Source organism: Pseudomonas sp. AC247, assembly GCF_979258015.1.
In genome coordinates this window covers 1359370-1382482 of record NZ_OZ409829.1, presented here as the reverse complement: position 1 = coordinate 1382482, position 23113 = coordinate 1359370, and the positions used below count along the sequence as shown (strand labels likewise).

Genomic DNA, 23113 nt, shown 5'->3' with positions numbered 1-23113 from the left:
ATTCGTTGCCTGTGTTCCATGACTGTCCAGGATACTTTTATGATTCGTAAATGTTTGTTCCCCGCTGCCGGTTATGGCACGCGTTTCTTGCCGGCGACCAAAGCCATGCCGAAAGAAATGTTGCCGATCGTCAACAAGCCATTGATCGAATACGCCGTTGAAGAAGCGCGGGACGCCGGCCTGCAACACATGGCCATCGTCACTGGCCGCGGCAAGCGCGCGCTGGAAGACCATTTCGACATCAGCTACGAACTCGAACACCAGATCCGAGGCACCGAGAAAGAGAAATTCCTCGCCGGCACCCGCGAGCTGATCGACACCTGCACCTTCTCCTACACCCGCCAGGTGGAAATGAAGGGCCTGGGCCACGCGATTCTCAGCGGCCGCCCGTTGATCGGCGATGAGCCGTTTGCCGTGGTGCTGGCCGATGACCTGTGCCTGAACCTGGAAGGTGACGGCGTCCTGACGCAGATGATCCAGCTGTACAAGAAATTCCGCTGCTCGATCGTCGCCATCCAGGAAGTCCCGGCCGACCAGACTCACAAGTACGGCGTCATCGCTGGCGAGCTGATCTCTGACGGCATCTACCGGGTCAACAACATGGTGGAAAAACCGGCCCCACAAGATGCGCCATCGAACCTGGCGATCATCGGTCGCTACATCCTCACGCCGGACATTTTCGACCTGATCGCCGACACCCAACCGGGCAAGGGCGGCGAAATCCAGATCACCGACGCGCTGATGAAACAGGCGCAGAACGGTTGCGTGCTGGCTTACAAGTTCAAAGGCATGCGCTTCGATTGCGGAGACGCCGAGGGTTACTTGCAGGCGACCAACTTCTGCTACGAAAACGTCTACCTGAAGGGCCGCTGAGACGGCTCCGCTCCTTACTCCACGAGGCCACCATGAACATTGCACAACATTCCGTAGAGATTGAACGCGAGGTGGGCAACCTCGGGGTGATCAGTTGGTTGTCGCGCCACCAGCCGTTGCCCAGCGCCAACGAATCCTGGTTGGGCACGATTTTGCTGGTGGAGCGCATCGGTGTGTTTCCCGCATCGGGAGATATCCGCCGGCCGATGCGCGACCCCTACCCCCTGCTCGCGCATTTGAAGGCAATTTACGCAGAGCAAGCCCTGGAAATCGATGACGGCGATGGGCTGAAAGTGATCTTCGGCGACTGGCGCTTTCGCGTGCGGATTTGCTGCAACGACCCGGCGATCATCATCAACGTGGAAACCCGTTGCGATACGCGCTTGATGCCAAAGAAGCTCACGGAATTGCTCGATCAGATCGACACGTTCACCGACGCCTGAACTGTCCCCTGTAGGAGCTGCCGAAGACTACGATCTTTTGATCCTGTTTTTAAAAGACAAGATCAAAAGATCGCAGCCTTCGGCAGCTCCTGCAGGGGCTAGTTATTGCAGCGTATGTGGGTGCCGGTGATCCAGGCGTAGAAGTAATCGGCAATGACCTTGCCGCCCGTGGCCGGCACGGGATGAATCTTGTCCGGGCCGATCATTGCAGCGGCATACCGCTTCACATCGGGACCGAAGGCGCATTGCAGATTGGTGTACCCCAGACGCTGCTCACGCGCCCAAGGCGCCAGCACCTGCGCATACGCCGACATCGGGTAAGCGCTGGAGCGCGTGGTGTCCTGACGCATGATCAGGTTGATGCTCGCCTGCGGTTGAATCTCGCGCAGCATGCCCACCAGCCCCTGAACATTCTGCAAGTACTGCGCAGGTTTCACGCCGAAACCCTGATCATTGCCACCGAGCATGATCAGGTACACATCGGCGGGGATCTTCGACACGGCGGCTTTCCACTGAGTCTGCCACTGCGGATCCTTGTGATAAAAGTCTGCCGAGGCCGCACCGGAGGCTGCCAGTTTCGACACGCGTACGCCGTTCTGATCGTTGCTCATCCATAGGCCAAATAACGTCGGCGCGCCCTTCACCACTTCCAGTTTGAAGGACCAGTCTTTCGCAGCGGAGAGCCCCGTGAGCGCTACCTCCTGAACGCCTGAACCTTCAATTTTAACGGGCTGCCAGTCTTGTGCGGGTGACCAGCGATAGCGGATTTCGCTGGGTTCGCCATTACCCAGGTAAAGCAATTTCGCCTGAGTGACCGCTGTATCGATGCGCGGCGAAGGACTGGCATCCACCTGCAACCAAGCGCCGGGACGGCCTGTCACCGTGCGGCTGTCCGGGCTCGCCTGACCCAGCTCAGAAACTTTCCAGCCACCGCTGAAATACTTCTCACTGCTGCGGGTGTATTTGAAATGCGTACCGCCCAGCGCTGCGCCGTGATTGAACCCGACATAACCGGGCCCGGCAAAACCGACCTCCCCGGCCACACGCTGCACCAGTTTGTTCAAGTAGAAATCCTGCCCGGCGCTGTAGCTGTCGCCAATCACCGAGACCGACAACACCTTACCCGCCTTGCCTTCACGCCATTGCGCAAAACGCTCACGCGCATCGCCCACCTCAACTACCGACGCTGCAACGGGTTGCGCGTCATCCACTGCCAACATGCAAAATCTCCTTCAGCCCGTAAGGGCCCACTGAATACCCGATCAACTGTAGGAGTGAGCCTGCTCGCGATCGCGGTCGATCCGATACAAATTCATTGACTGACCCAACGCCATCGCGAGCAGGCTCACTCCTACATTTAACGTGGTCACCCACTAAATCTGTGCCCCCGAGGGTGTGGTTCGCACAGATCCCTGTAGGAGCTGCCGAGTGAAACGAGGCTGCGATCTTTTGATCCTGCTGTCGAAAAAACAACATCAAAAGATCGCAGCGTGCCGCAGCGCCTACAGATCAGGTTTGCGGCAACGGGGTGATGGGTACCAATGCTTTCTTCTTCGCCGCGCGCTCACCAAGAAACAGCACCGAGGTGAAATTGAACCGGCTGAAAATCATCGACAGCACCACCGGCCCCAGCAACCCGAAGCTCAACCCGCCCAACACCAGCAGGCTCTCATCCTTCACCCCCAAACGCCCCAGCACAAACCGCGAGGTCGCCGCGAACAACACGTGGAACAGGAAAATCGCATAGGAATACCCGCCCAGCCAGGTCAGCGCTTTCGAGCGCATATCACTCGACAGCAACGCGATGCACGACACACAGCCCACGGTCAGCCCAATCAGACTACGACGATCAACAATCAACTCGCGATCAATCGCCGCCACGTACAGCAACGTCAACGAGATCAGCACAAACACCAACGGCCCGATCACCTTGAACGTCTGCTTCAACCGGTCGACGTTTTCCTGGCCAATCATTCCCGCGACAAAAAACGGCAGCAGGTAAATCGCGCCATTGATCCCGAACGCATCGAACTTGAACGGCGGCAGCAGAAACAACAGCGCCGCAAACACGAACAAGCCATACAAGCGCGTCGCCGAACGCAGCATCCCGCGCCACTCCAGCAGCCCGACGAACATGAAAATGATGAACACCGCCTGGAGGAACCAGAAGTGGTTGATCGGCACCCAGAACGATAACAACGCGTCGATCACGCCGACGTCCTTGTTGACCCCCGGCCCCACCGCCTGCAGCACCGAAAACGGCACACCGACGCAAAACAGCGGCACGATCAAGCGTCGTACCTTGCCGCTGAAGAATGCCGAAAAGTCATTGCCGCGAATTTTGTAGATCGAATAGATGTACCCGGAAATAAAGGTGAACAGCGGCATGCGCACGTACACCATCGAATCGGCAATCACCCGGAACGGCGAACCGATGTCGATCTTCAACCCGCCGCCCAACGGCCCGATGACGTGATAGAGCACCAGCAGCAGGCACGCCAGGCCGCGCAGGGTTTCGATCTCCAGGGACTTTTTCTTGCTCGACATAAAGCACCTGCCTCAATTCAGAATTCTTGATTCAACCTGCACCGGTTTGTTCGCCCGCAGCATCAAACCGAGGCCGACGAACAACACCGGCACCACCATCGAAAAGTGCCGGGCGAAAGAGCCGAAGTCCGGTTCGAACAATCCCTGCACCAGCAGAAACGCCATCGGGATCGCGATCAGTTCCTTGGGTTTGGTCTGGATCGGCGCGCCTTTGTAATCGGTCGAGGTAATGACCTTGAACAGCAGCAACGCGGTCATGATCATCAACGACACGAAGATCACCTGGCCCGGGCCGGACAACAGAATCAGTTCCACCGGGAACGACAGCCGGAAGAAAATGATCATCGAATCCAGCGCCTGCGAGACGAAGTCGCTGCCGCTGAGCCACGACACGATCAACGATTTCGAGCCCTCCTCGCCCGCCGTGCGCAGTTCGTTGTTACTGGCGCGAATCGACGACACCGGGAAGCCCAGCGCCAGCTGGATCGCCGTGGCCACCGCCAGATAGAACAGGAACAGCATGAGGAAAAAGGTCGTGCGCGAGACGTACTTCTTCATCACGCAGACGCCCACCCACGACAGCGAAAACAGAATCCAGTACGGCCGGATCAGCACGCCGTAGATCACTGCCGATAAGAAGAACCCGCCGCGATATTTGCGCGTCAGCGAGCTGAGCAAAATGCTCAGCACCGCGACCGACACGATGATTTCCTTGGTCAGGTTTTCCAAAAAGAACGAGCGCACGATCCCCCACAGACACAGCGTGCCGAAGATCGCCAACGGCATGCGCCGAAACACCACCACCGGAATCGCCGTGAGGAAAAAATTGCAGAACATGCCGTAGGCCCAGGCATTGGTCAGGTTGATCCCGGTGGGCCGCAGCAGGAACGCCGAACACTCGTAAGAGGAGCGATCAGGCGAGAACGGGTTCCAGAAGTTGCAGTTGTCGGCCCGCGCGTAAGACGACCACAACGTCATCGCATCCGGGCCTGGATCGCGGGGGATCAACAGCGGCATGGCCACCGACAGAAACAGCCCGGTGAAGAGGATCAGGAACGACAGCGAAGAGTCGAGTTTCTTGCCGCGAAACTCGATGCGCGGCAATTTCAGGCCCATGACAACGCAGCCTTTTTCGCTGTCGTCACACGGGTCAACAAAGCAATCACACTGAGCTGCACAACGATTGCGAAGACGTTGCCCCACGCCGCGCCGTAGATCGAATAGTGCTTGATCAACACATAGCTGACCGGCACCGACACCAACAGACAGATCGCCGCACTGGCGAGCGAAACCCGGCTGTTTTTCGAGGCAATCAGGCCGCCCCAGACGATGTCGCCGATCGCCCGCAGAGCGAAGGAAAGGATCAGCACGCCAAGGATCGCATTGTCCGGACGCGGCACGCTGGTGGCGACGTAATCGAGCACCACGTTGAAGAACAGATAGATCGCCACTGCCACGGCTGCCGACACCACCAGCGAGCGCATGACCCACTTGTTGACGAACAATTGCTTGACCGTAAACGCCTGCTGATCGGCCTGAAACCGCTTGGCCAACACCGGAATCCCGACCACCGCGACCACCGCATACGACAACGCTTGCAAGGTGTTCGCCGCCGACCACGCGTACACGTATTTACCGAGACTGGAGTAGGGTTCCAGGTCGATGATGAGGAAGCGCTCGGCATACTGACTCAACGCGATCAAACCGGTGCCGAGGTAGAACGGCAACCCGGCCTTCCACACCGCGCCCGTCGCCAGCGTCGAGCTCTCGCGGCCCTTGTGCACATTCACCACGATCAGATAACCGGCGATGATCACCAGCACGTTGGCGGCGACCCACAGCCACAACACACTGGCGATCCCCGACACCCAGCCGAGCATCATCCCGCCCACCGCCAACACCGCCCACAGGCCGGTCTTGATGAAAAACAGCAGCGCACCCGCCGTGGCTTTCTGCGCGGAAAACACGAACGAGTTGATCTCGAACGACAGGTGCTCGGTGAGCAACACCAGCGTCACGCAGAGAATCAACGCAGCGGTCGCTTCAACTGTCTGGAACAGTGAATAAATCAGCACCGTCACCACCGACAACAGCAGCCCGACGGTCAGGTACAGCAACAGCACTTTGTCGACGACACGACGCGAGCTGCCGCCGACGCTGATCAGCCGATTGATTTCGGAGCTGAAACCCACACTGTAGAACTTCGACGCAATCAAGGATGCCGCGACCACCACGCCGTAAAAACCCAGCGCCTCGTAACCGAGGTAATGGGTGATCGCCAACACCAGCAAAAACTTCGCGCCCAAGGCTCCGCCGCGAAGCAACAGCCTGAATATCATCGAACGATACCTTTGATGATGTCGTCCATGGCCACGGTTTTCGCTTCGATTTCACGGCAGGTATCGGTCAGGCGCTTGCCGAAATTCGACAGCGCATTCGGCGCGTAAACCGTATTGATGATGGTGTCGACATCGATGTCGCCGCCATTGATCACCCAGTCCTCGACGCCCATGTCCTGATAGGCGCCAAAGCCTTTGCGCTCGTAGCTGATGTGGTACGCCGGCACGCCCGAAAGCAGCGATTCGATGGCGCCGTGCAAGCGCACGGAAATCACCAGGTCCGGTTGATATTTGGCAATTGTCGCCTTCAGCGACAGCAGGTCTTCGGTGATGCCCAGTTCGCGATAGAACGCGCCGTCATCATTTCCGCGCACAGCGCTCTGCACCGCGCAGACCACTTTGCTTTTTTGCTTCAAGCGCTGCAGCAGCAACTTCAAGTTGGCGACGTAGGCGACTTTCTTGTCTTTGCTCCACTCCGGTGGCTTGCGCAGCACCACGCAGACCGTGGCCGGCGATGCCGCGCAGCGAGTGAACTTCGGCTGCTGAAGGATTTTGCTCGCCAGCGACTGCACGGCCAGGTCTGGCGCACGGTAGACATTTTCATGAGCGTCGAAAATCGCCGAGGAACGGTTGTCGCGCACAAACACCGCGTCGGCGCTGGCGTAATGCTCGACGATCTTGCTGCTCTCGCCATGGAATGGCCCGATGCTTTGCGGCAGGTACACCGACGGCACCTTGCTGAGGATGGCGGTTTCCAGTTGCTTGGCGTGGCCGAGCTTGAGTTTGATGTGCTCGAAAGCGCTTTTCGAACGCATGTAGCCGCCACCGACGCCAACAATAAGATCGGTTTTCTTCAACAGATCCGCCAGCCCGGCATAGGACTGGTTAAGAAACACTGCCTGCTTGACCCGGCCCAAGCCCTTGGCCGCCATCACCGGCGCGTCGAAACGCGGGTGCGGCAAGTAGCTGAAAGAATCCGGATCGGAGGCGACCACGCTGATCGCAGTGTCGTCACCAAAGTTGCGCTGTACCAGGGCAATGGCCAAATCGACGAGCAAGCCGTCACCGGAGTTGGACGCACTGTAGCCATGCAAAATCGTTACGTTCATAAGCTGAGTTCTACTTAATAAGTGGGAGCGCAATACACGTCATAGGTCTGGCGGATCATCAACGCGGCGCTGAAGCGCTCGCGGACGATGCTGCGCCCTTCGCTGCCGAGGTCGAGCAACCGCGGCTTCTGGATTTGTGCCAGCACATCGGCCAGCGCCTGGTGATCACCAGACGGGAAGACATAGCCCGAGACGCCGTGCGTAACCAGTTCCGGCAGCGAGGTGCAATTGCTCGCGATCACCGGCAACCCCATGGCCATGCCTTCCAGCGGCACCATGGCAAACCCTTCCCAGCGACTCGGGACGATCAGCGCATCGGCTTTCTGGTACAACGCCTGCACTTCGCTCGGCGTGACCCATGGCAGGTATTCGACCGAATCCATCGGCGGGCACTCGACCGAATCCTCGTTGACCGCGCTGCCGACCACCGTCAGTTTCAGGTCATTGCGCTGCACCTTGGCGAAGGCCTTGAGCAGCACGTCGAAGCCTTTCTGGTAATCGAGACGACCGACAAACAACAGATGAATCGGCTCGGGACTCGCGGCTTTCGGCGCGTCATCCTTGTGATGAATGCCGTTGTAGATCAGCTTCATCCGTTTGCGCTCGATGCCAAACCGCGCGGCTTTGTCGAGTTCGTACTGGCTGACGCAAATGATCACGTCGGTGACTTTCTGCAGCACTCGCTCGATCCACGCATAGACTTTCTGCTTGATCGGCGAGCTTTCCATCAGGAACGAAAACGCGTGTGGGCAGTAGACGATTTTCGGCTTGCGCCACGGTCGCAACAGCACACACACGCAACGGCCGATCACCCCGGAAAAGGTGCTGTGCAAATGCACCACATCGGGTTTTTCCTTGAACAGCACTTGCCCCAGACGCCAGGCGAAACGCAGCAACGACGACACATTGCGCCCGGTGCGCGGGAACGTGCGGATCTGTTGCGCTTGAATGCCGTGCAGTTCTTTTGCCTGATCTTCCGGCACCAGATACACCAGCTCGTAGTTCGCCGCATCGCCTTCGGGGGAATCCGAGATCGTGCGGATCACGGTCGCGACGCCACCTTTGATCGTCTCTGCCACGTGCAGTATTTTTTTCACAAATCACCCACTTCAAACAGGAAAAAACAGTCGCTGACAGTCAGGATTTGTCGGACGCGTATTCGTAGCTGTAGCCGTAGCCACCGTTGCCGTAGTAGCTCGCGGCACGCTTCTCGACGCCGTTGAACACCGCGCCTTTCAACTCGATGCCGTTCTGCGCGAAGCGGCGGATGGTCAGTTCGATCTCCTTGGCCGGGTTCACCCCGAAGCGCGTGACGATCAGGCTGATGCCCGCTTCACGGCCGACAATCGCTGCGTCGGTCACCGCCAGCAGCGGCGGCGTATCGATGATCACCAGGTCGTAGCGTTCGCTCAGCTCGGCGAGCAAGTCGCGGAAGTTGGCGTGCATCAACAGCTCGGAAGGATTGGGCGGCACCTGCCCGCGACTGATGAAGTGCAGGTTGTCGACTTCGACTTTGTTGATCGCCTGATCGATGCTGCAGCGCTTGACCAGCAGGTCGGACAAACCGTTGGTGATCGGCGTGTTGAGGGTTTTGTGCAGATGCCCTTTACGCATGTCGGCGTCGATAAGCACCACGCGCTGGCCGCTCAGCGCCATGACCGCCGCGAGGTTGGACGAAACAAAAGTCTTGCCGACCTGCGGGCTCGGCCCGGAAATCATGATGCGGTTGTTGGTCGAATCGAGCCCGGCGAAATGCAGGCAGGTGCGCAGGCTACGGATTGATTCGATCGACAGATCGGTCGGGTTGCGCAGCGCCAGCAGGTACGCCGGCTTATCCACGCCGTCGCGGGCACGCCCCTTTTTGTTGTCCTCTTCCTGCTGTAACGCGCTGTAAGGAATCGACGCGTACACCGGCAAACCGAGTTGCTCGATGGCCTCCGGGCCTTCCAGGCCTCGGCTCAGGGATTTGCGCAGCAGCACCAGGGCCACGCCGACAAAGGCACCGAAGAATGTCGCGATCAGCACGATCAGGGCTTTTTTCGGTTTGACCGGGCTGGTCAGGTCGACGTCCGCGGTGTCGATCAGGCGCACGTTGCCGACCGCACCGGCGCGGATGATGTCCAGCTCTTGGGATTTGTTCAGCAGTTGCGTGTAGATCTGCGAAGCGACTTCGACATCGCGGGTCAGGTTAAGCAACTCTTGCTGCGTGGCTGGTAAGTCACCGACCTTGCCTTCGAGCGACTTCTGCTGCTGCACCAGTTCACCGAGTTGGCTCATCAATGCACGATAGGCCGGGTGCTGTTTGGTGAACTTGCGATCCATCTCCGCCTGCTGCATTTTCAGCTCGGAGATCCGCGTTTCCAGCGCCACCGACTGACCGAGCACCGATTGCGTTTCCAGCGAGATATTCACGGTCTTGCCGTGGGTCTGGTAGGCATTGAGCGCGTCGCTGGCCTTGGCCAGATCACGCTTGACCTGCGGCAATTGGCTTTGCAGGAAGGCCAGGCTCTGCGCGGCTTCGGCCGAAGTGCGGCGCACGTTCTGATCGACGTACAGCGACGCGATCTTGTTGAGAATCTTCACCGCTTCTGCGGCGTCGCTGCTGGCGAGCGCCAGCTTGATAATCCCCGATTCCTTGCCCTGCTCGGAAATATCCAGCGCGTCCTGATAGCCCTGAATGGTCACGATCCGTGGGTTGCGCACCACTTCGAAACGCGTGCCGGGGTTGGCCAACAACTGGCTGATTTGCCCTTCTACGCCGTCCTGCGCGAACGCTTCACCGGCGACGCCGTCGGCCAGCAAATTGTCGTTGTCATCGAACAACTGAAAGCGGTGTTGCTCGCCAGCGACCAAGGTGAGTTTCTTGCCGAGCAGTTCTTTGGGCAGATTGAGCCGGGCGAACTCCAGACGCTCACCGCCCCAGGCATAGCTGCTCAGGCCGAAACGCGGCGCGGCGACGCTGGTATCGGTTTCACCGCGATAACGCCGGGCGAGAAAGCCACCGATGACCGGGAAGGTGTTGGGCGTAACGTCGATGTCCAGGCGCAGGTCGTCGACGGTTTTACCGATGACGGCGCGGGATTTGATGATGCCGATTTCGGTCACCGACGGCGACTGCCCGCCGAGCATGCTGTTGAGGTCGGAAAAACCGAGCATGTCGTTCTTTTTCGGCTCCACCTGCACCAGCGCGTTTGCCAGATACACCGGCGTTGCCAAAACCGCATAGGCCACGCCGGTGACCATGAAGGCGCCGGTCAGGGCGCCGATCAACCACTTCTGGTCAATCAGGCTGCCGAAGATGCCGAGCAGATCAATACTGTCTTGATCATTGTCACGGGTGCCGATTACTGACGGTAACTGCATAAGTCTGTTCTTACCATTCACTGTTCTGAAGAATATTGATCAATGCCCGAGGCGCTGCGCCCATGAACTAACAGCATCTTCAATCAATGCATGAGCATGAATAAAAGCGGCCTTGCCTTGACGATACGGGTCTTGTATTTCGCGCTCACTCTGCCACTTGCCGAGCAGAAACACTTTGCCTCGCGCATGAGAGGCAATCTTCAGTACTTGATTTACATGCTGTTTTTCCATGACCAGAATCAGGTCTGAGTCATTGACGATGTCCGATGTCAGTTGCCGTGCCTTGAAGGCTTCGGCACAGTGCCCATGGTCTTCGAGCACCTGCCGGGCCGAAGGCTCGACGCCCTCACCCACGCGTGCGGCAAGGCCTGCGGAGGCCACCGTGATCGCCGAGGAGCCCAGCGCGTTGCGCAGCAACAGTTCGGCCGTAGGACTTCGGCAAATATTGCCCACGCAAACAACGAGGATCTTTCTGAACAAGGTTTTACTTTCCTGTGTAATGTCAAACGGCCAACATCCCGAGGGCATTTGAATGAACCCTCAAGATCTTCCTGCACTCAGAAATAGATTCGCCCTGTTAGTACTGGAGCATTAAGTACCACAGCGTTTAAAAGCGCCCCAACCACAATTAGCGGACTAAAAATAACTGTGATTTTCAGATCTTTGTTTTCCGACAAAAAATAACATTCGTGCACTAAGTGCCATCACCTCACTCGAAAATTGAGCAACGAGATCATTCTTCGTAGTTGTCACTTCTCTTCGGGAGAGCAGACATGAAAATCAAACATCTCAAAAAAATCGGCGCGCTGGCGCTGATGATCGCGGGCGCTACCACTCAGGTTCATGCGAGCGAAACGTTTCCCAACCTTCCGGCCAAGAACATCGGCGTTCAGGTGAAGATTCAAAACTTCTCTGCCGCCGACGCCGCGCAAATCAAATCGGCAGGTTTTGGTTTTGTACGCTTCGGCGTGTGGAGCGACAGCCTGACGGCCAAGGCTTATCAGAAACAGGTCAGTGATGCGTTTGCGGCGGCTGGATCGGCTGGTCTGCCGGTGTTGTTGACCGTGCGCGCGATCAAGCCGTTGACGGCCTCACCGGACAACACCGCTGAGCTGGCGGGCGCTGGCGAGGCATTTGCCAAAGCCGTAACAGGACTGGAAACCTCCTACGGTTCGCAATTGGTGGCGATTGAACTGTGGAACGAACCGGATCTTGAGACCTACTGGCCGACACGAAATTTCGACACGACCTTCGTGCCGTTCATGAGCGCCGTGTGCAAGTCGTTGCAAGGCAAACCGCCAGCAACACCGGTGGTCGGTTACGGCTTCGCCCGGCCCCCGACCGCAGGCTCGGCCTCAACCGTGGCGCTAAACCGCATCGTCAGTGAATACCCGAAATGCCTGAGCGCCGTGTCCTATCATCCCTACGGCATGACCGCCACGCAGATCAGCAACGCGCAGGCGTTTATCCAGCAAAACTTTCATTTACCGGGCGTGATCAGTGAATGGGGGATCTCGGCGCTACCTTCCAACGGCGGTGCCGAAGGACAGGCGAGCAAGATCAACGCGTTCATCGGCGACGTTAAAAAACTCAAGATCCCGCTGACCTCCATCTATGAATGGAAGAACAGCGACTCCGGCAGTAATGAGCGAGAGAAAAACTTTGGCTTGCTGACCTCGGACGGTCAGCCGAAACCGGCGCGAATGTCGATCGAAGCCTTGTTGAAGGCCGAGTAGGCCTGTGCAGCCGACCTGTTCACAGGTCGGTTGCTTTGAACCTGTTGGCTGTTTTGGCATCGTATTCATCGATAGCGCGCCCCACCTTTCAAACAATCGTCCTCAGGTTGTTGCCACAGGGGCCATCGATACACATATGTACCCTTGAGTGGCTGTCAGCGCTCGGGTAATGTCATCAGACCCATAGGACAGAGCACGCCCATGACTTCCAAGCTGGAACAACTCAAACAGTTCACCACCGTTGTTGCCGATACTGGCGACTTCGAAGCGATCGCCCGGGTCAAGCCGGTCGACGCCACCACCAACCCTTCCCTGCTGCTCAAGGCGGCGGCCATTCCGGCGTACGCCGAGCTGCTGAATGCCTGCGTCAGCGACTGCAAGGGCGATGTCGGCCTGGCCAGCGACCGTTTTGGCGTCGCCGTCGGCCAGGAAATCCTCAAGGTGATCCCGGGCCGCATCTCCACCGAAGTGGATGCGCGCCTGTCGTTTGATAAAGATGCCGTGCTCAAACGCGCGCATCGCCTGATCGAGCTGTACGACAAGGCCGGCATTGGCCGCGACCGCGTACTGATCAAGATCGCCTCGACCTGGGAAGGCATCCGCGCCGCCGAAGTGCTGGAGAAGGAAGGCATCCAGACCAACCTGACCCTGCTGTTCTCCTTCGCCCAGGCCGCTGCCTGCGCCGACGCCGGCGTATTCCTGATTTCGCCGTTCGTGGGCCGCATCTACGACTGGTACAAAAAGGCCAACGGCAACGACTACACCGGCGCCGATGATCCGGGCGTGCAGTCGGTGACACGCATCTACAACTACTACAAGGCCAATGACTACAAGACCGTGGTCATGGGCGCCAGCTTCCGTAACCTCAACCAGATCGAGCAACTGGCCGGCTGCGACCGCCTGACCATCAGCCCGGACCTGATCGACAAGTTGGCAGCGGACACCGGCAAACTGGAGCGCAAACTGGCCCCAGGTCACGCCGGTGAAGCCCGTCAGAGCCTCAATGAAGCGCAATTCCGCTGGTTGTCCAACGAAGACGCGATGGCCACCGAGAAACTGGCCGAGGGCATCCGTCAGTTTGCTCGCGACCAGGAGAAGCTTGAGGCGCTGTTGCAGGCCAAGCTGTGATTTGAGTTATTGAAATGCAAAAAGGGCGAACCTGTGAGGGTTCGCCCTTTTTAGTGGCTGCTGGAAATATTCGGTGTTCTTGCGGAAGCTATCGCGAGCAGGCTCACTCCTACAGGGGATCTGTGGAGTGATTGCGATTATGTGGCTAGTGAAGAACCCTGTAGGAGTGAGCCTGCTCGCGATAGAGGGCCAGCAGCCCCTACCCCATTTCAGGCCATCAATGCCGCTCCAGGGCATTGACCAGGTCATGGAACGCTTCACGATTGGAATCGTTCAGGCCCATGAGGATCTTGTGCGCTTCAAGCACCTTGATCCGCACCACTTCTTCCGACTGGTCCTGATCCGGCAGGTCGTCCAGGCACTCCGGGCACGGCACCGGGTGGTTGACGATGTTGAACACCTGCTCGAACCCCATCGATTGCAACAGACGGGTGATGTCTTCGTGGGTGGTGACGACAGTCGGCAGCAGGCCGACCTTCTGCCGCGACAGGATCGACAGCTTGGCCAACAGGCCCAACGTCGTGCTGTCGATGCTGCGGGTTTCGGTCAAATCGATCACGATCGCGTTGAAATTCAGCGCGGTGAAGATTTTCTCAATAGTCGCATCCAACGCCGAACACAGGGTCAGGCGAACTTCACCGACGAACTTCAGGACGAAGGTGCCGTCCTGCTCGGCGAACTGGATTCTACCGGTACTCATTAAAGATTCCTGCTCAACACCAACAGGGCGATATCATCCGGCATCTCCCCTAGCGTGGCCAATCCGAACACTTGCCGCAGACCATCCAGGCTGCCGCCCGCCGACTTCACCCGTTGAGGCAAAGCGGCTTCTTTTTCTTTGAGCGTAGGTTCTGGCAAAAGATCCAGAATGCCATCGGACATCAGCGTCAGGCTGAACGTCGGCGGCAGCTCAAGCACGTGGTCTTCGTAGGTGGCTTCATTGAAGAGGCCCACCGGCAGACCGCGTCCTTCCAGATAACGAACACTGTCAGGCGTGTACAACACAGGCAACGGCAGATGGCCGCCGATGCTATAGGTCAACAAACCGGTCTCCTCGTCGATGACTCCACCGACCATTGTGACGTGTTTACCCAGCTTACAACTGATCAGCCCCCGGTTGATATGACCAAGGACTTCCGAAGGCTTGAATTCCGGCAAGGTGCCGTTGCGCTTGGATTCGAACAGCAAGCGCGTGGTCATGAACTTCAGCAGCACCGTGACGAAGGCTGAAGAGGCGCCATGACCGGATACATCTGCCAGGTAGAACGCAACCCGGCGCTCGTCGACCCGGAAATAGTCGACAAAATCACCCGACAGGTACAACGACGGGATGATCTGGTGGGCAAACTTGAACTCGTCGATGCTCCACGGGCTTTCCGGCAGCATGTTCATCTGCACCTGGCGACCGGCGTTCTGGTCTTCCTGGAGCAGGTTCAGGCTGGCCTCAAGCTCGCGGTTGGCCTTTTCCAGCTTCTCGCGGTAGCGCTGGTTTTCCAGCAGCAGGCGCGCACGATCCAGGGCCCGGCGCACGGAGTGCTCGAGCACGGCCAGATCTTCGAGGGGCTTGATCAGGTAATCCGCCGCGCCGAGGCGCAGGGCCTCGACCGCGTCGTTCATCACGCCGGCACCCGAAACCACGATCACCGGCGTTTGCGGTGACAGCTCGGTGACCTGACGGATGAGTTCGAGACCGCCCATCTGCGGCATGCGCAGATCGCAGATGACCAAGTCGGGCTGTTCTTGCTCGAATACCTGAAGACCCTGTTGGCCGTTGCTGGCCTGCAGGACGCTGAAACCACTGTCTTCCAAATAGGCCGCGAGGCTCGCGCGCACTACTTCGTCATCATCGATTATCAGCAGCGTGGCACTGGTTTTTGGCATGTGGGCAAACGGCGCCAGAATTAGGTTGGCGTAGTTGGCGAGGCATTTGGCCCTGCACAGACTACTGGATTCGCTTTCTAGCCTCTCTGCTGCACCGCTTTCGAGCATTGGCCGTGAACGCGGTTGCACCAGAGGTGCCCTTCTAAGGCGCAGACGGTACTCCCATCCGCGGGGTGTTTCAAGCTTGCGCCGATGGTCGCTTGACGACTTTACTTGTCAAATCACCGAGAGTTATAAGAACAGCTCAAACCGTAACCCAATGGAAGGACGACGCCATGAGTCAAACCGGTCGGGACTACAGCGAAAAGCGCGATTTCATCCGCATGCGGGTCGATGCCGATGTCGTGTTGATTCATCAAGGGGATGAGGTTTCAGCGGTGTGCATCGATCTCTCCAGCAGCGGCATGCAGGTCGAAGCGCCACGCCAGTTCGCGGTCGGTGATCGCTTGAGTGTGCGGATCGACTCCGATCACGCGGCGCTCAGCGGGCTTGAAGCCGAGACCGAAGTGGTCTGGGTCCGGTCACAGGATGGCGGCGGCCAGAAGCTCGGCCTGACCATCCTGGAGATGAAATAGCTGCACACAAAAAAGGCGACCCTGAGGTCGCCTTCCTTTTACCGGTCGAGATTAAAAATCGTCTTCGACCTGGCCATCCTTCACTTTGAACTCGCGGTTCTGCAAGTAAGCGTTGCGGATGAAGGTGTATTTGTCGCCGCTGATCAGCTTCTCGCTCGACAGCAGGCTGGCGCGGGTGTCGACGATGTTCAGGCCGAAGATCGAGTTACGCACCGGCACATCGTTGATGTAGCGGTACATACCGGTGTAGCTGTCGACATACTTGGAAGGCGCGTCACGCAGGGTGCTTGGCCCCATCAGTGGCAGCATCACGTATGGACCGCTGCCGACGCCCCAGTAGCCGAGGGTCTGGCCAAAGTCTTCGTCGCTGCGGTTCAGGCCCATTTGGGTGCCGACGTCGAAGAAGCCGAGCAGGCCGAACGTGGTGTTGAAGATCAGGCGTGCAGTGTCGACGCCAGCCGCAGCCGGTTTGGCCTGCAGAATGTTGTTGGCCAGGTTGGTGACATCACCGACGTTGCGGAACATGTTGTGGATGCCGTCTTCGAGGAACTGCGGCGTCACGAACTCATAACCCTGCGCCAGCGGTTTCAGGGCGTAGGTGTCGACGAAGTCGTTGAACTGGAAGATCGGACGGTTGACGCTTTCCCAAGGGTCTTCTTCCGTTGCGGCCTGAGTGGCGAACGGAGCCAGCAACAAGCCGGCACATACACTTAGCTGAGCGAGCGGATTGCTCCAGCGCATAGAAAAACTCCTTGGATTTGTACTGTCGCAGGCGACGGGGCCCACGGTTCAAGGGCGACAGTATAAGCGCAAACGGCGTTTTGGGCAGTCCACCTGAATTTCGTCTGTAGGACGTTTCCCGCAGGCCTGTCATCCAACTGTCACTGACCGTCCCTAGCCTTGACGCTATTTCAGGGACGTTTCCATGTCACAGGCCGAATCCTTGCCCCTCGCCGTGCCCAGCCTGACTGCCGTGTTGTTCGGACTCAGCGGTTGCCTGGTGGATTTCGGCGCCCGTACACGACAGCTCACCAGCGTCTTGCCTGAACACGCCGAAGCCACTCCCGGCGCATTGGAGAGTCTGCACAGCCTGCAACGCCAGCGAATTCCGTGTGCCTGGATGGATGAATTGCCTTCGGCCCTCGCCCTGCCGCTGTCGGCTGCCTTGCCGACGTGGGTGAAGCCATCGCAACATTCCGCAACAAACAATCCATGGCCTGCTCCCAACGCTTGCTGGCAAGCATTGATGGGGTTGAATGTCGATCGTCTGGACGGCTGCGTGCTGGTCAGCGGCGAGCCGCGATTGCTCCAGGCCGGCCTGAATGCCGGGCTGTGGACCATCGGCCTGGCGTCCTGCGGTTCGCTGTGCGGCCTGGCGCCGAGTGAATGGCACGCCCTGGCGCAAAAACAACGCGAGCAATTGCGCGGCAAAGCCACCGTGCAACTGTTCGGGCTCGGCGTGCACTCGGTGATCGATCATCTTGGCGAGCTCGACACCTGCCTGGCAGACATCAGCCTGCGCCGGTTCAAAGGCGAAAAGCCCTGATCGGGATCATGCACGTTTGACGCGAGTGGATTAATCTAAAGGTCAGCCATAGACCTTTGGCGCGCGGCTGCGGTCAATGCCAGTGCCTCTCGATAAAAGGAAAACACCATGCCCGCCCAAGAACTGCAGAAACAGCTCGATACCCTGCGCGAGCAGCTGGAGCAGAATCCACCGCTGTCGGAAGCTGAACGCGAAGACCTGCATGCGCTGATGGCGCAGATCGAATCGGAAATAAAACTGGAAACCGCCACGCAAGATGCGAGCATCGCCGACGGCGTGAACCTGGCGGTTGATCGCTTTGAACTCGAACACCCGGCGATTGCCGGCACCCTGCGCAATATCGTCAACGCGCTGGGCAGCATGGGGATCTGAGATTCCCTGAGCCACAAAAAAGCCCTGCCATCACTGGCAGGGCTTTTTCATTTCAACTTTGGCAATGCATTCCCCTGTAGGAGTGAGCCTGCTCGCGATAGCGGTGTGTCAGTTAACATCATCGTCTGCTGACACACCGCTATCGCGAGCAGGCTCACTCCTACAGTTGATCTTTATTGACGCACCAACCGATGGTTCGGCAACTGCACGTTTTCAGTGCTGCGATACGGGTTGATGTCCAGACCACCGCGACGCACGTAGCGTGCAAACACCGTGAGCTTCTCAGGTTTCAGCAGCCGCTGCAGATCAAGGAAAATCCGCTCCACACACTGCTCATGGAAGTCCGAATGCTGGCGGAAGCTGACGATGTATTCCAGCAAGCTCGCATGATCCAGCGCTGAACCACGATACTCCACCACCACCGTGCCCCAGTCCGGCTGACTGGTCACCGGGCAGTTGGATTTGAGCAGATGGCTGTGTACCGTCTCTTCGACAATTCGCGAGTCATCGCAACGCAGCAGTTCCGGGCGCGGATGTTCATAGTTGCTGACGCTGATATCCAGATCATCGATGCACACGCCCGGCAACGCCACAACGCCTTCCGCCTCAACATCCTTCAGGCTACGCACGCGCACGCCAACCGGTTTGCCGGCAGCGGCTGACAGGTCCTTGACCAGCGTTGCTTCCAGCGTCGCAACGTCGGCAAACGGCGTCTGGTTCAACGAGTTCAAATACAGCTTGAACGACTTCGACTCGATGATGTTCGGCGAATCCGCCGGGATGCTGAATTCGCCGATCGCGACCACCGGTTTGCCGGACGGCAACAGCCACGACAACTCGAAGCAGTTCCAGAAATCCACGCCTTTATACGGCAGGGTTTCGGCGGTCAGACCCAACTCGGCCCATTTCGCGGCGCGCGGAATCGGGAACAGCAGGGACGGCGTGTACGTGGCGATGTATTCGCTGGATTTGCCCAGCGGCGAGTGTTCGGCTGCGGGATGCATGGCGGAAACCTGACTGAAGAATCAGCGGATTCTACCAGCCTTTGCGCGTGCCTTTGAGTGCTTACTGACTGACAGTCAATTTGCCGACCATGCCCGCCTGGTAATGGCCGGGAATATTGCAGGCGAACTCCAGGCTCGTTGCCTTGCTGAAGGTCCAGGTCAGTTCGGCAGTCTTGCCCGGCTCGACCAGCACGCTGTTCGGGTCGTCATGCTTCATGCCATGGCCCATCGCTGCGTGATCCATGCCGGCCATGTCGTGGGACATTTCTTTCATGCCGGTAGGCGTGAGCATGCCGCTTTGCTGCATCTGCAACATTTCCTGCTGATGCTTGGCATGCATCGCCGCGTCACCGAGGTTGAATTCGTGCAGTAACTGGCCTTTATTCACCAGCACAAAGCGAACTGTCTCACCGGCCTTGACCTCAATTGCCTTGGGATCGAACGACATGTCATTCAGCACCACTTCAACACTGCGCGTGGCTTGGGCTGCGGGCGCCGGCTGGCCGAAATCATAGGTATGGGCTGGCGCGGCCCACACTGGCGAACTCAGCGCCAACAAACACAAGGCAAGGGATTGGCGTAAAAACATGGTCGTTCTCCAACAAGATAAGGTTCAGCCTGTGGGAAACTCTAGCGGGCCTGAGCTGGCATCTACCTGACCGACAGATTACAACTTTGTCAGGTTGGCGTTTGTCGCGTGCCCGCAAGGTATAACGCTTTCATTTCTGCACCCCGAATCCACTGAGTCGCCCATGAAACTGCTGATCGTCGAAGACCAAGCGAAAACCGGCCAATACTTGCACCAGGGTCTGACCGAGGCCGGCTTCAACACCGAATGGGTGGCCGACGGCAACAGCGGTCAGCAATTGGCACTGAGCGGTGATTATGCGCTGCTGATCCTCGACGTGATGCTGCCCGGGCGCAACGGCTGGCAGATTCTGCAAACAGTGCGCAGTGCCGGGCTGGATACGCCGGTACTTTTTCTGACGGCCAAAGACGCCGTGGAAGACAGGGTTCATGGCCTTGAGCTGGGTGCCGACGATTATCTGGTGAAACCTTTCGCCTTCTCTGAACTGCTGGCACGAGTGCGCAGCCTGTTGCGTCGCGGCAGCGCCACACCGCAGGAAACCAGTCTGCAACTGGCGGATCTGCGCCTGGACCTGATCCGCCGTCGGGTTGAACGCAGTGGCCAGCGCATCGACCTGACCGCCAAGGAATTCGCCCTGTTGGAGATGCTCCTGCGTCGCCAGGGGGAAGTGCTGCCGAAATCGCTGATCGCCTCGCAGGTCTGGGACATGAATTTCGACAGCGACACCAATGTCATCGAAGTGGCGATCCGCCGCTTGCGCCTGAAGATCGACGACGAATTCCCCAACAAACTGATCCACACCGTGCGCGGCATGGGTTACGTGCTTGAAGAGCGTTGTGCCTGATGCGCCGCTTGTCCCTGAGTTCACGTCTGGCGTTATTGTTTGCCGCTTGCACCGCCGTGGTTTCGCTGTTCGCCGGCGTGTTGTTCAACCGCGCCAGCGAGGCGCACTTCATCGAGCTCGACCAGCAACAACTGGATGCCAAACTGATCGGCCTGCGCCGCGCCCTGCAAAATGTGCGGCCCGCGGAAAGTGCCGCGCGGCTGGCCGATGAGCTCAGCCGTCAGGCCGACTTGTCGCTGAGGATCACCGGCGGTGACGGCCAACGCTGGTATGACAGCTCGACGCTGATCCCCAAGGATTTACCGCCACCACCCGGTCTGTCGACAATCAGCAGCGCCGGCACCGATTATCGGGTGCTCAACGCCCCGCTCTACCCGGACAAAACTGATTCGCCGCAACTGACCCTGTTGCTCGACATCACCCATCACCAGCACTTTCTGCAGCGCATGCAGCACTTGATCTGGCTGACCGTCGGTCTCTCGGCACTGGCTACGGCGCTGCTCGGCGCATGGGCTGCCCGCAGTGGTTTGCAGCCATTGCGGCGCATGAGCGCGGTGGCTCGCGGGATTTCCGCACACTCGCTCAACGCCCGACTGCCAGAAGCGCAAATTCCTCCCGAGCTTGCGGAAATGGCCCACAGCTTCAACGCCATGCTCGCCCGCCTCGACGACTCGTTTCAGCGGCTCTCGGCGTTCTCGGCCGACATCGCCCATGAGCTGCGCACACCGCTGTCGAACCTGCTGACCCACACGCAAGTCACCCTCACCCGCCCACGGCCGATCGAGGATTACCGCGAAGCGCTGCACAGCAATCTCGAAGAGCTGCAATGGATGGCGCAACTGGTCAATGACATGCTGTATCTGGCCAAGGCTGACCACGGTTTGCTGATGCCCAAACGCGAACCGCTGGAGCTGGCGGATGAGGCGGATGTGTTGCTGGAGTTTTTCGCACCGCTGGCGGAGGACGCCGGGGTCAGTCTGACGCGCGAAGGTCATGCGCGGATCGACGGTGACCGCAGTATGTTGCGGCGAGCCTTATCGAACTTACTGGATAACGCGTTGCGGTTTACCCCGGCTGACGGCGGAGTGAATGTGCGGATCGTTGATCAATCGAGCGCTGTGCGGGTTTACGTGGAGAACAGCGGCGACGGGATTGCAGCTGAGTTGTTGCCACGACTGTTTGACCGGTTTTATCGGGCCGATCCGGCGCGGCAGGAAGGCAGCAGTGAGCATGCCGGATTGGGGCTGGCGATTACGCAGTCGATCGTCCGCGCGCATGGGGGGCAGATTCATTGCGAATCCGAGACGGGGTGGACGCGGTTTGTGATTGAGTTGCCTCGAACCTGATCATTCCCACGCTCTGCGTGGGAATGCAGCCCGGGACGCTCCGCGTCCCTTCCAAAGCCGAACGCGGAGCGTTCGTTGAGGCATTCCCACGCAGAGCGTGGGAACGAGCATGGAGTGGCTTACGAATATCTCAGGGCGTGAGCCGGCTCGATCTTCGCCGCTCGCCACGCCGGATACACCGTCGCCAGAAAGCTCAGAATGAAACCCGCCGAGCAGATCAACAGCACATCCCCCGCCTGCAATTCCGACGGCAGATTGCTGACGAAATACACGTCTGAACTGAAGATGTGCTGGCCGCTGACTCGCTCGATCCAGCCGACGATCTGGCTGACATTCAGCGCGGCAATCACACCCAATACGCCGCCAATAATGGTGCCGACAATGCCGATTACTGTGCCCTGCACCATGAAGATCGCCATGATCTGCCGTGGCGTGGCGCCGATGGTACGCAGGATCGCGATGTCCGCGCCCTTGTCGTTCACCACCATGATCAACGTCGCGATGATGTTGAACGCCGCCACCGCGACAATCATCAGCAACAGCAGGCCGATCATGGTTTTTTCCATTTTCATCGCGCTGAACAGACTGCCCTGAGTGTGCGTCCAGTCGTCAGCCTTGAACTCGGCGCCGAGACTGGCGGCGATGTCCGTGGAGACTTTCGGTGCGGCGTACAGGTCTTTGACCGCCAGACGCACGCTCTGCACCTGATTCGGTTCCCAGTGCTGCATGGTCGCGGCATCGGCGACATGGATCAGGCCCATCGAGCCGTCCAGTTCAGCGCCAACCTTGAACACACCCACCACGTTCAGCCGTTGCATGCGCGGGGTGATGCCACCCGGTGCAGTGCTGACTTCCGGGACGATCAGGGTGATCTTGTCGCCGACGTTGAGGCGGAAACGTCGTGCAGTGATTTCACCAATCACCACACCGAACTCACCCGGTTTCAAGGCATCAAGACGGCCCTGCACGATGTGCTGGGCAACAATCGAGACCTTGCCTTCTTGCGCCGGATCAACGCCGCTGATCTGAATCGGCTGCATCAAACCCTTGTAGGAAAGCATGCCTTCCATTTCGGTGAATGGCACAGCGGCAGTCACTTCAGGATTTTTCATCGCAGCGGCGGCGACGGGCTGCCAGTCATCGATCGGCTTGACGCCAACGATGGTCGCGTGCGGCACCATGCCGAGGATGCGCGAGCTCATTTCGCGCTGGAAGCCGTTCATCACCGACAACACCACGATCATCGCCAGCACGCCGAGGGCGAGGCCGATCATCGAGGTCATCGAAATGAACGAAACAAAGCGATTGCGGCGCTTGGCGCGGGTATAGCGCGTGCCGATAAAGATCGATAACGGTCTGAACATTCGCTGGGGCACCGTATAAAAATAAAAGACCCGACGCCGTTTCCGGCGTCGGGT

At 58.6% G+C, this 23113-nt stretch carries 23 protein-coding genes; 9 read left to right on the top strand and 14 right to left on the bottom strand.

The window, feature by feature from the left end; genetic code table 11:
- Positions 1–39: 39 nt before the first annotated feature.
- Both galU and ACZZ0B_RS06520 read left to right on the top strand, forming a co-directional pair.
- Positions 40–873, top strand: coding sequence for a UTP--glucose-1-phosphate uridylyltransferase GalU (galU, locus tag ACZZ0B_RS06525; RefSeq protein ID WP_008087693.1), 834 nt, complete (start codon positions 40–42; stop codon positions 871–873).
- A gap of 32 nt (positions 874–905) precedes the next feature.
- Positions 906–1316, top strand: coding sequence for a phosphohexomutase domain-containing protein (locus ACZZ0B_RS06520; RefSeq protein WP_440096822.1), 411 nt, complete (start codon positions 906–908; stop codon positions 1314–1316).
- Positions 1317–1414: 98 nt separating this feature from the next.
- Here the strand turns inward: ACZZ0B_RS06520 and ACZZ0B_RS06515 are convergent, their stop codons facing one another.
- The 8 genes from ACZZ0B_RS06515 to ACZZ0B_RS06480 all read right to left on the bottom strand — a co-directional run bounded on the left by ACZZ0B_RS06515 (position 1415) and on the right by ACZZ0B_RS06480 (position 11154).
- The gene (locus ACZZ0B_RS06515; RefSeq protein WP_463544637.1) at positions 1415–2536 is read right to left on the bottom strand and encodes an SGNH/GDSL hydrolase family protein; all 1122 of its coding nucleotides are present in this window, start codon (positions 2534–2536) and stop codon (positions 1415–1417) included.
- 289 nt (positions 2537–2825) lie between these two features.
- The gene (locus tag ACZZ0B_RS06510) at positions 2826–3863 is read right to left on the bottom strand and encodes an acyltransferase family protein (RefSeq protein WP_463544636.1); all 1038 of its coding nucleotides are present in this window, start codon (positions 3861–3863) and stop codon (positions 2826–2828) included.
- A gap of 12 nt (positions 3864–3875) precedes the next feature.
- Positions 3876–4979 carry a hypothetical protein gene (locus ACZZ0B_RS06505; protein WP_008087701.1) on the bottom strand — a complete coding sequence of 368 codons (1104 nt, stop codon included), beginning with the start codon at positions 4977–4979 and terminating at the stop codon, positions 3876–3878.
- Entirely contained in the window at positions 4970–6202 is a 1233-nt protein-coding gene (locus tag ACZZ0B_RS06500) for an MATE family efflux transporter (protein ID WP_463544635.1), read from the bottom strand. The genes ACZZ0B_RS06505 and ACZZ0B_RS06500 overlap by 10 nt, the downstream gene beginning before the upstream one ends.
- Positions 6199–7311: a polysaccharide pyruvyl transferase family protein gene (locus ACZZ0B_RS06495; RefSeq protein WP_463544634.1), complete on the bottom strand. Its 1113-nt coding sequence runs from the start codon at positions 7309–7311 to the stop codon at positions 6199–6201. The genes ACZZ0B_RS06500 and ACZZ0B_RS06495 overlap by 4 nt, the downstream gene beginning before the upstream one ends.
- A 14-nt stretch (positions 7312–7325) precedes the next feature.
- Positions 7326–8408, bottom strand: a complete 1083-nt coding sequence (locus ACZZ0B_RS06490; protein ID WP_463544633.1) for a glycosyltransferase family 4 protein — start codon at positions 8406–8408, stop codon at positions 7326–7328.
- A 40-nt stretch (positions 8409–8448) separates the two neighbouring features.
- The gene (locus ACZZ0B_RS06485) at positions 8449–10674 is read right to left on the bottom strand and encodes a polysaccharide biosynthesis tyrosine autokinase (protein ID WP_463544632.1); all 2226 of its coding nucleotides are present in this window, start codon (positions 10672–10674) and stop codon (positions 8449–8451) included.
- 39 nt (positions 10675–10713) lie between these two features.
- Positions 10714–11154, bottom strand: coding sequence for a low molecular weight protein-tyrosine-phosphatase (locus ACZZ0B_RS06480; protein ID WP_158828862.1), 441 nt, complete (start codon positions 11152–11154; stop codon positions 10714–10716).
- Positions 11155–11447: 293 nt separating this feature from the next.
- On the opposite strand from ACZZ0B_RS06480, the gene ACZZ0B_RS06475 reads away from it, so the two are divergent.
- Positions 11448–12410 (top strand): glycoside hydrolase family 5 protein, encoded by a 963-nt coding sequence (locus ACZZ0B_RS06475; protein ID WP_158828860.1) that lies wholly within the window; start codon positions 11448–11450, stop codon positions 12408–12410.
- Positions 12411–12611: 201 nt separating this feature from the next.
- Positions 12612–13538 (top strand): transaldolase, encoded by a 927-nt coding sequence (gene tal, locus ACZZ0B_RS06470; RefSeq protein ID WP_008087712.1) that lies wholly within the window; start codon positions 12612–12614, stop codon positions 13536–13538.
- A 217-nt stretch (positions 13539–13755) separates the two neighbouring features.
- On the opposite strand, the gene rssC is transcribed toward tal, so the two are convergent.
- Together rssC and rssB are read right to left on the bottom strand one after the other, a co-directional pair.
- Positions 13756–14238 (bottom strand): anti-sigma factor antagonist RssC, encoded by a 483-nt coding sequence (rssC, locus tag ACZZ0B_RS06465; RefSeq protein ID WP_003226553.1) that lies wholly within the window; start codon positions 14236–14238, stop codon positions 13756–13758.
- Entirely contained in the window at positions 14238–15419 is a 1182-nt protein-coding gene (rssB, locus tag ACZZ0B_RS06460; RefSeq protein ID WP_045123320.1) for a two-component system response regulator RssB, read from the bottom strand. Before rssB ends, rssC begins: the two co-directional genes overlap by 1 nt.
- Before the next feature lie 275 nt (positions 15420–15694).
- Between rssB and ACZZ0B_RS06455 the strand changes: the two genes are divergently transcribed.
- The gene (locus ACZZ0B_RS06455) at positions 15695–15994 is read left to right on the top strand and encodes a PilZ domain-containing protein (protein WP_008087716.1); all 300 of its coding nucleotides are present in this window, start codon (positions 15695–15697) and stop codon (positions 15992–15994) included.
- 51 nt (positions 15995–16045) lie between these two features.
- Here ACZZ0B_RS06455 and ACZZ0B_RS06450 read toward each other — a convergent pair whose 3' ends face one another.
- Positions 16046–16735, bottom strand: a complete 690-nt coding sequence (locus tag ACZZ0B_RS06450; RefSeq protein WP_158828858.1) for an MlaA family lipoprotein — start codon at positions 16733–16735, stop codon at positions 16046–16048.
- 184 nt (positions 16736–16919) lie between these two features.
- Here ACZZ0B_RS06450 and ACZZ0B_RS06445 point away from each other — a divergent pair, with 184 nt between their 5' ends.
- Complete coding sequence (locus tag ACZZ0B_RS06445) at positions 16920–17540, top strand: HAD family phosphatase (protein ID WP_463544631.1); 621 nt, start codon at positions 16920–16922, stop codon at positions 17538–17540.
- 108 nt (positions 17541–17648) lie between these two features.
- Entirely contained in the window at positions 17649–17912 is a 264-nt protein-coding gene (locus ACZZ0B_RS06440) for a DUF4404 family protein (protein WP_008087721.1), read from the top strand.
- A gap of 173 nt (positions 17913–18085) precedes the next feature.
- Here the strand turns inward: ACZZ0B_RS06440 and queF are convergent, their stop codons facing one another.
- Together queF and copI are read right to left on the bottom strand one after the other, a co-directional pair.
- The gene (gene queF, locus ACZZ0B_RS06435; protein ID WP_463544630.1) at positions 18086–18916 is read right to left on the bottom strand and encodes an NADPH-dependent 7-cyano-7-deazaguanine reductase QueF; all 831 of its coding nucleotides are present in this window, start codon (positions 18914–18916) and stop codon (positions 18086–18088) included.
- 61 nt (positions 18917–18977) lie between these two features.
- Positions 18978–19505, bottom strand: a complete 528-nt coding sequence (copI, locus tag ACZZ0B_RS06430) for a copper-resistant cuproprotein CopI (protein ID WP_008087724.1) — start codon at positions 19503–19505, stop codon at positions 18978–18980.
- A 163-nt stretch (positions 19506–19668) separates the two neighbouring features.
- Here copI and ACZZ0B_RS06425 point away from each other — a divergent pair, with 163 nt between their 5' ends.
- Together ACZZ0B_RS06425 and ACZZ0B_RS06420 are read left to right on the top strand one after the other, a co-directional pair.
- Positions 19669–20349, top strand: a complete 681-nt coding sequence (locus ACZZ0B_RS06425; protein WP_158828851.1) for a heavy metal response regulator transcription factor — start codon at positions 19669–19671, stop codon at positions 20347–20349.
- Positions 20349–21695 carry a heavy metal sensor histidine kinase gene (locus ACZZ0B_RS06420; protein WP_463544629.1) on the top strand — a complete coding sequence of 449 codons (1347 nt, stop codon included), beginning with the start codon at positions 20349–20351 and terminating at the stop codon, positions 21693–21695. Before ACZZ0B_RS06425 ends, ACZZ0B_RS06420 begins: the two co-directional genes overlap by 1 nt.
- Before the next feature lie 119 nt (positions 21696–21814).
- Here ACZZ0B_RS06420 and ACZZ0B_RS06415 read toward each other — a convergent pair whose 3' ends face one another.
- Positions 21815–23059: a lipoprotein-releasing ABC transporter permease subunit gene (locus ACZZ0B_RS06415; protein ID WP_463544628.1), complete on the bottom strand. Its 1245-nt coding sequence runs from the start codon at positions 23057–23059 to the stop codon at positions 21815–21817.
- Between the last annotated feature and the right edge of the window lie 54 nt (positions 23060–23113).

Bases quoted from the DNA above. Each gene is read 5' to 3' on its own strand.
- ACZZ0B_RS06450 (WP_158828858.1), bottom strand. From the start codon at position 16,735: ATGCGCTGGAGCAATCCGCTCGCTCAGCTAAGTGTATGTGCCGGCTTG.
- ACZZ0B_RS06420 (WP_463544629.1), top strand. From the start codon at position 20,349: ATGCGCCGCTTGTCCCTGAGTTCACGTCTGGCGTTATTGTTTGCCGCT.
- ACZZ0B_RS06520 (WP_440096822.1), top strand. From the start codon at position 906: ATGAACATTGCACAACATTCCGTAGAGATTGAACGCGAGGTGGGCAAC.
- ACZZ0B_RS06455 (WP_008087716.1), top strand. From the start codon at position 15,695: ATGAGTCAAACCGGTCGGGACTACAGCGAAAAGCGCGATTTCATCCGC.
- queF (WP_463544630.1), bottom strand. From the start codon at position 18,916: ATGCATCCCGCAGCCGAACACTCGCCGCTGGGCAAATCCAGCGAATAC.
- ACZZ0B_RS06515 (WP_463544637.1), bottom strand. From the start codon at position 2,536: ATGTTGGCAGTGGATGACGCGCAACCCGTTGCAGCGTCGGTAGTTGAG.
- ACZZ0B_RS06505 (WP_008087701.1), bottom strand. From the start codon at position 4,979: ATGGGCCTGAAATTGCCGCGCATCGAGTTTCGCGGCAAGAAACTCGAC.
- ACZZ0B_RS06500 (WP_463544635.1), bottom strand. From the start codon at position 6,202: ATGATATTCAGGCTGTTGCTTCGCGGCGGAGCCTTGGGCGCGAAGTTT.
- galU (WP_008087693.1), top strand. From the start codon at position 40: ATGATTCGTAAATGTTTGTTCCCCGCTGCCGGTTATGGCACGCGTTTC.
- ACZZ0B_RS06440 (WP_008087721.1), top strand. From the start codon at position 17,649: ATGCCCGCCCAAGAACTGCAGAAACAGCTCGATACCCTGCGCGAGCAG.
- ACZZ0B_RS06415 (WP_463544628.1), bottom strand. From the start codon at position 23,059: ATGTTCAGACCGTTATCGATCTTTATCGGCACGCGCTATACCCGCGCC.
- ACZZ0B_RS06495 (WP_463544634.1), bottom strand. From the start codon at position 7,311: ATGAACGTAACGATTTTGCATGGCTACAGTGCGTCCAACTCCGGTGAC.
- rssB (WP_045123320.1), bottom strand. From the start codon at position 15,419: ATGCCAAAAACCAGTGCCACGCTGCTGATAATCGATGATGACGAAGTA.
- copI (WP_008087724.1), bottom strand. From the start codon at position 19,505: ATGTTTTTACGCCAATCCCTTGCCTTGTGTTTGTTGGCGCTGAGTTCG.
- ACZZ0B_RS06485 (WP_463544632.1), bottom strand. From the start codon at position 10,674: ATGCAGTTACCGTCAGTAATCGGCACCCGTGACAATGATCAAGACAGT.
- ACZZ0B_RS06425 (WP_158828851.1), top strand. From the start codon at position 19,669: ATGAAACTGCTGATCGTCGAAGACCAAGCGAAAACCGGCCAATACTTG.
- ACZZ0B_RS06510 (WP_463544636.1), bottom strand. From the start codon at position 3,863: ATGTCGAGCAAGAAAAAGTCCCTGGAGATCGAAACCCTGCGCGGCCTG.
- ACZZ0B_RS06445 (WP_463544631.1), top strand. From the start codon at position 16,920: ATGTCACAGGCCGAATCCTTGCCCCTCGCCGTGCCCAGCCTGACTGCC.
- tal (WP_008087712.1), top strand. From the start codon at position 12,612: ATGACTTCCAAGCTGGAACAACTCAAACAGTTCACCACCGTTGTTGCC.
- ACZZ0B_RS06475 (WP_158828860.1), top strand. From the start codon at position 11,448: ATGAAAATCAAACATCTCAAAAAAATCGGCGCGCTGGCGCTGATGATC.
- rssC (WP_003226553.1), bottom strand. From the start codon at position 14,238: ATGAGTACCGGTAGAATCCAGTTCGCCGAGCAGGACGGCACCTTCGTC.